This is a genomic window from Rhodococcus sp. (in: high G+C Gram-positive bacteria) (assembly GCF_049286785.1).
In the GTDB taxonomy this organism is placed as follows: Bacteria; Actinomycetota; Actinomycetes; order Mycobacteriales; family Mycobacteriaceae; genus Rhodococcus_F.
In genome coordinates, this window is record NZ_JBAQEO010000034.1 from 1 (window position 1) to 3707 (window position 3707).

The window sequence follows — 3707 nt, forward strand, 5'->3', positions numbered from 1 at the left end:
CCATGTTCTGGAATGCCTGTCGGAGGCCGGTCATGTCGCGGCCGACCTGGATGCGGTGGTGGTGGGAGAGGGCCCGGGCCCGTTCACCGGACTGCGGGTGGGTATGGCCACGGCCGCCGCGTTCGCCGACGCACTGGGTATCCCCGTTCACGGCGTGTGCGGTCTCGACGCCATCGCCGCGCAGGTCGGTGGGGATCGTGATCTTCTCGTCGTCACCGACGCCCGCCGGCGCGAGGTGTACTGGGCGCGCTATTCGGGGGGCCGCCGGGTCGAGGGCCCTGCGGTGGTGAAGCCGTCCGAACTCGAGGCGATGCCGTCGGAGGTGGTGGCCGGATCGCCGTCGCACGTGGACCTGTTCGATCTGCCGGTCGAGCCGGTGGAAACCCCGTCACCGGCCGGCTTGGTCGAGACCGCGGGACCCGCGCTCTTCAGTGCTGCCGCCCCCGCACCCCTCGTCCCGCTGTACCTGCGTCGCCCGGATGCGGTTGCGCTGGCGGACCGTAAGAAATGACATTCCACATCGAGCCGATGGTGGAGTCGGACGCCGAACGATGTGCGGAGCTGGAAACGCTGCTCTTCGCCGGCGACGGGCCGTGGACCGCAGAAGCGTTTCGCGCGGAACTGGCCGTGCCTCACATTCGTTACGCGGTGGCTCGCGGAGACGAAGGCCGTGTCGTCGGATATGGCGGAATTGCGTTGCTCGGCAACGACGCGAACCCCGAATCCGAGATCCACACGATCGGCACCGATCCGTCGTGTCAGCGGTCCGGTATCGGCGGTGCACTCCTCGGTGTGCTTCTGCGGCTGGCTGATCAGCGCGGTGGTCCCGTGTTTCTGGAGGTTCGAACGGACAACGACGCCGCCATCGCCCTGTACCGACGTGAAGGATTCGAGATCGTGGGAACCCGTAAGCAGTACTACCAACCGAGCGGCGCCGACGCATACACGATGTGCAGGCCCGGTGCGGGCGAGGAGCCGGTGCAATGATTGTCATGGGGATCGAAAGTTCTTGTGACGAAACCGGAGTCGGTATCGTTCGCTGGAACGGCGACGACGGAACGTGCGAACTCCTCGCGGACGAGGTGGCGTCCAGCGTCGATCAGCATGCCCGCTACGGCGGGGTGGTGCCGGAGGTCGCCTCGCGCGCGCATCTCGAGGCGATGGTACCGACGATGAGGCGAGCACTGTCCGCAGCCGGGATCACCAAGCCCGACGCTCTGGCCGTCACGATCGGCCCCGGTCTGGCGGGCGCACTCCTGGTCGGTGTTGCTGCAGCGAAAGCCTATGCGGCTGCGTGGGACGTGCCGTTCCATGCCGTGAACCACCTCGGTGGCCACGTCGCGGTCGACACCCTCGAGCACGGGCCGATGCCGCCGTGCGTCGCGTTGCTCGTGTCGGGCGGGCACACGCACCTGCTGCATGTCGAGGATCTCGCCAAGCCGATCGTCGAACTCGGCACCACCGTCGACGATGCGGCAGGCGAGGCCTTCGACAAGGTGGCCCGACTGCTCGGTCTCGGGTTCCCCGGTGGTCCGGCGCTGGACGCTGCGGCGCAGGACGGCGACCGGAACGCCATCGCCTTCCCCCGTGGTATGACCGGTCCGCGCGACGCCCGGCACGATTTCTCCTTCTCCGGGTTGAAGACTGCGGTCGCCAGACATGTGGAGTCGAAGGAGCGGGCCGGGGAATCGTTGTCGGTCCCGGACGTCGCGGCGAGCTTCCAGGAAGCGGTCGCCGACGTTCTCACGATGAAAGCGGTGCGCGCGGCCCGCGACGTCGGTGTGGACACATTGGTTCTGGGCGGCGGTGCCACCGCCAATTCGCGCATTCGGACTCTCGCCGAGGAACGGTGTGCCGAGGCAGGATTGACGCTCCGCGTCCCGAAACCGCGGTTGTGCACCGACAATGGGGTCATGATCGCGTCGCTCGGGGCGCATCTCATCGCGGGCGGCGCAGGTCCATCGGTTCTGACCGTGGCAAGTGATCCGGGGCTGTCGGTCGCGACCAGTCAGGTTCTCAGCTGACAGGTACCGGGACGGTCGTCATGACCGGCGGGGAATACATGTCCGGAAACAGGCTGGTATCGGGCGGAGTCTCCGGCGTAAGTTCTCTGGGCGCGGGCACGAGAGTTCCCGGAACAGGCACCGTCGATGGCAGATCCGGCGGCACGAGAAAACCGGACTCGGGCGCATCAAAATCGGGCGCACCAAACTCGGGCGCACCAAACTCGGGCGCACCAAACTCGGGACTGCCGGGGTGCAGTAGGGGTTCTCCGGGAATCTGCGGCCACAACGGAGGTACGTCCGGCCATTCGATATGGGGCCAGTCCGGTAGTGGCTGATTGGTTCCGGGCAACGTCGGGCCCACCGGAACGGTGGGCGCCGATGTGGGAGGTGTGGTGAGCAAAGTGGGTGTGGTCTCACTCCTCGACCCGCGTTCGCTCGCCGAGGTGGGTTGGGACGGCAGTCCCGAGGTGGTGATGCCGCGGCCCGGGGTCGGATGGTAGTCCGACGTGGGGGTGGGGTCATCTGATGGGATTCGAGTCGCGGCAGGCGCATCCGGGACAACCTGTGCGGTGGTCTGTGCCGTGTCCGTCCCCGCGGGGGAGACATCCGTGTCGATTGAGGGCGTGAGTTCGCGAACCCCGTAGCCGAGAACCAGTCCACCCACGACGAGGGCCCCGACGACGGCGCCGGATACCTTGGCAGCCGAACTCGGCCGATTGGATTCTGTGGCCGGATAGAACCGGATCGCCGAGGAGGCGGCGAGAAAGGCGGCACCCTTCGCCGCAGCGGTGTCGGGTTCGCTCACCGCGATGGTCCGCGCATCGAACGCGTGGCCGACAGCTGTCCGGAAGGTGCGGATGTTCGATCCGCCGCCGATCAGGGCCAGTGCATCCGGTGTTCGTGGCGAGTCGGCGATCGTGGTCCGAAGGAACTCGACGGCACTGTGGATCGTGGGTGCCACGATCTCCTCGAACGTGCTGCGGCTGATCAAGATCGGTCGTATCCCCGGAAAGTCGATGTCCACGCGAGTGTTCTGTTCCGAGGACAACTGCTCCTTGGCAACGCGGCACCGTGCCGCAAGCAGGTCACGGTCGAGGTGGCGCAGCGGATGCGGCGGAGGGAGAGCACCGACGACGTGGTCGATGACGAGATCGTCGATAACGGAGCCGCTCACGCCGGCCGTACGGTCGGCGTGCAGCACCGTGCCCTCCGCCTGGTCGACGACGGCAACCGACATCCCGGATTCGCCGAAATCCACGATTCCGACAGTCGCGTGCCGGGCCACCTCGCCGGTGTGCCGGAGATACGCGAGCGCGGCTGCCGTCTCGGGCACCAGATGGACCCGATGTCGCTGCTTGCTGACCGCGCTACGGATCGAATGTGCTTGCCCGGGCGTGCGGTAGGCGACGGCGAACACGTCGGGAGTGGCGGGTTTCGCCGGAACCTGGGTGGTCATCAGCGACATCGAGGAACAAACGAGGTCACCGAGATCGGTGTGGGCCTGGTCGGCGGAAAGGTACCGGTACTCGATACTTTCGACGCCGCGGGGATCGGTGGTGACGAGTGCGGACCCCACACCGGCCGCGCCGGTGGACATCCCCAAGGACGTACTCACATCACACCCCCTCACTGCTCGACGCGGACCTGCTTTGCCACGTGGCTGTCGGACCCGGTGGAGCCTCCTGTGGAGCGGGGCAGCCC

General features: G+C 67.2%; 4 protein-coding genes. 3 read left to right on the forward strand and 1 reads right to left on the reverse strand.

All coding sequences use genetic code 11. The features are described from left to right. The 3 genes from tsaB to tsaD form a co-directional block, all read left to right on the forward strand. Nucleotides 1-511, forward strand: a 511-nt coding sequence (gene tsaB, locus WAW17_RS01580) for a tRNA (adenosine(37)-N6)-threonylcarbamoyltransferase complex dimerization subunit type 1 TsaB (RefSeq protein WP_422331278.1), incomplete at its 5' end; no start/stop codon positions are given. After that, entirely contained in the window at nucleotides 508-987 is a 480-nt protein-coding gene (rimI, locus tag WAW17_RS01585; RefSeq protein ID WP_422331279.1) for a ribosomal protein S18-alanine N-acetyltransferase, read from the forward strand. The genes tsaB and rimI, both read left to right, overlap by 4 nt. Then, nucleotides 984-2024 carry a tRNA (adenosine(37)-N6)-threonylcarbamoyltransferase complex transferase subunit TsaD gene (gene tsaD / locus WAW17_RS01590; protein ID WP_422331280.1) on the forward strand — a complete coding sequence of 347 codons (1041 nt, stop codon included), beginning with the start codon at nucleotides 984-986 and terminating at the stop codon, nucleotides 2022-2024. Before rimI ends, tsaD begins: the two co-directional genes overlap by 4 nt. Here tsaD and WAW17_RS01595 read toward each other — a convergent pair. Beyond that, the gene (locus tag WAW17_RS01595; protein ID WP_422331281.1) at nucleotides 2017-3621 is read right to left on the reverse strand and encodes an Hsp70 family protein; all 1605 of its coding nucleotides are present in this window, start codon (nucleotides 3619-3621) and stop codon (nucleotides 2017-2019) included. The two genes, tsaD and WAW17_RS01595, sit on opposite strands and share 8 nt — an antisense overlap. Nucleotides 3622-3707 lie beyond the last annotated feature (86 nt).